The sequence below is a fragment of the Streptomyces muensis genome (genome assembly GCF_021474425.1).
Classification (GTDB): Bacteria; Actinomycetota; Actinomycetes; order Streptomycetales; family Streptomycetaceae; genus Streptomyces; species Streptomyces muensis.
Genome location: NZ_JAKEIP010000547.1, coordinates 1 through 1,738, shown reverse-complemented (window position 1 = coordinate 1,738; position 1,738 = coordinate 1). Strand labels below are relative to the sequence as shown.

The window sequence follows — 1,738 nt, the reverse complement described above, 5'->3', positions numbered from 1 at the left end:
GAGGAACAGGGACTCCTCCCCGACAACGCCATCGAGAAGACGGTCGTCGCGCAGGGTGCGGGCGACGCGGAGCAGGTGCTCGCGTGCGAGGTGGAAGGGGAGCTCGTCGCGGTCGACGTCCGTCGTCTCGAGGGCGGTGTCGGGGAGGAGGACGGCCTCGGCGTCGGGGTGGTCGGCCTCCCGGGCCAGGGTGAAGAGTTCCTTCTCACCCCAGGTGCCTACCTCGACGGCAGTGATGATGCCGGAGCCGCGGACCGAGACCACCTCCACGCCGGCCGCCCCGAGGAAGTCGGCGAAGAGCCCCGCCACGTCGTCCGGATACGTCGCGCCGATCGCCACCCGCCGCACCCCGACCTCCTGCACCGCGTGCGCGAAGGCGAAGGACGTCGACGACGCCGGCATACCGGCCGCCACGGCGAGGGCGCGCACCTGCTCGTGGGCGCCCTCCCAGCCGTAGACGAAGCTGCCGCTGGTGCAGGCCCACACCACCGCCTCGGCGCCGGTCAGCCGCAGCGCCTCCACACCCGCGGCGAGCCGCTCGGCCGACCCCATCCGCAGCAGCGCGTCCACCCGGTGCGCGTCCTCACCGATGTCGGTGTGCACCAGGTCGAGCCGGATGTCGCTGGCGAGCAGCTGTTCGATGCGTGGGTAGTCGTCCTCGGCGGAGTGGCCCGGGTAGAGAAATCCGAGTGCGGTCATGGCATCCCTTCTCCTACTGCTGTTCCTGTTCGGGTACCTCCGGCACCTCCGGCACCGCGGGAAGCCCGGTACCGCCTCGCGTCGCCGGGTCGATCCGTGCCGCCGGATCGATCAGCGCCTGATACGGCCCCACCGCGCGAGTACCCAGCCGACGCAGGGCGGCCCACATCGTCACCTGGTTGGCCGAGAGGACCGGTATCCGCAGTTCCGCCTCCAGCTGGGGGATCACGTCGTAGGTGGGGAGGTTGGTGCAGCTGATGAAGAGGGCGTCGGCGGCGCCGCGTACGGCCTGGCGGGCCATGTCGGCCACATCGCGGTACGGCACCTTCCAGATGTGCCGGGTCAGCCCCATGAAGGCGCACCCGGTGACCGCGGTCCCGGCCTCCGCGACGTACTCCTCCAGCGCCCGCGTCACCGACACGGTGTACGGGGTGACGAGGGCCACTCGTCGTACGCCCAACTCGGTCAGCGCCTCCAGCAGCGCCCCGGACGTGGTGACCGACGGCACCGCGCCGGCCCTGGTCATCGCCTCGCACATCGCCCGCTCACCCGCGATACCGCCGACGAAGCTGCCGGAGGTACAGGCGTAGGCGACGACCTCGGGGGCGATGGCGGTCAGGGTGCGGACGCCGTCGCTCAGCGTCTCGTGCTCGCTGACGATGCGGGCCAGATCGAGGCTGACCTCGACCGGCACGTAGGGCGTTCGGGTCAGGTGCAGCGAGATCTCGTCCGGCACCCAACGCCAGAGCTCCCGGTCCAGCGCGAAGTCGAAGGGGGCGACCACTCCGACCCCCCGCTGGGGTCGAGGTCCGCCGAGGAAGGAGATGTCCAGGCTGCTCATGGCAGGCACCGCCCTCACTGCAAGAAACGGGTGAGCAACGGACCGTACGTTCGCCCGTGTTGACGAAGGTAGGTTCGGGTGCGAGCGTGGTCAAACCTCGCATGTCAGACGGCCATCCCTTCCAGTAGAACGCCGGGGAACGGCCCTCGCACACCCCGGCGTTCTACTGGAAGGGATGGCCGTCTGACATGCGAGGTT

At 70.4% G+C, this 1,738-nt stretch carries 2 protein-coding genes; both read right to left on the bottom strand.

The features are described 5' to 3' along the window. On the bottom strand, positions 1-699 hold a 699-nt coding region (locus tag L0P92_RS44215), incomplete at its 3' end, for a maleate cis-trans isomerase family protein (RefSeq protein ID WP_234768777.1). A gap of 13 nt (positions 700-712) precedes the next feature. Continuing rightward, positions 713-1,531, bottom strand: coding sequence for a maleate cis-trans isomerase family protein (locus tag L0P92_RS44210; RefSeq protein ID WP_234768778.1), 819 nt, complete (start codon positions 1,529-1,531; stop codon positions 713-715). Positions 1,532-1,738: the final 207 nt, after the last annotated feature.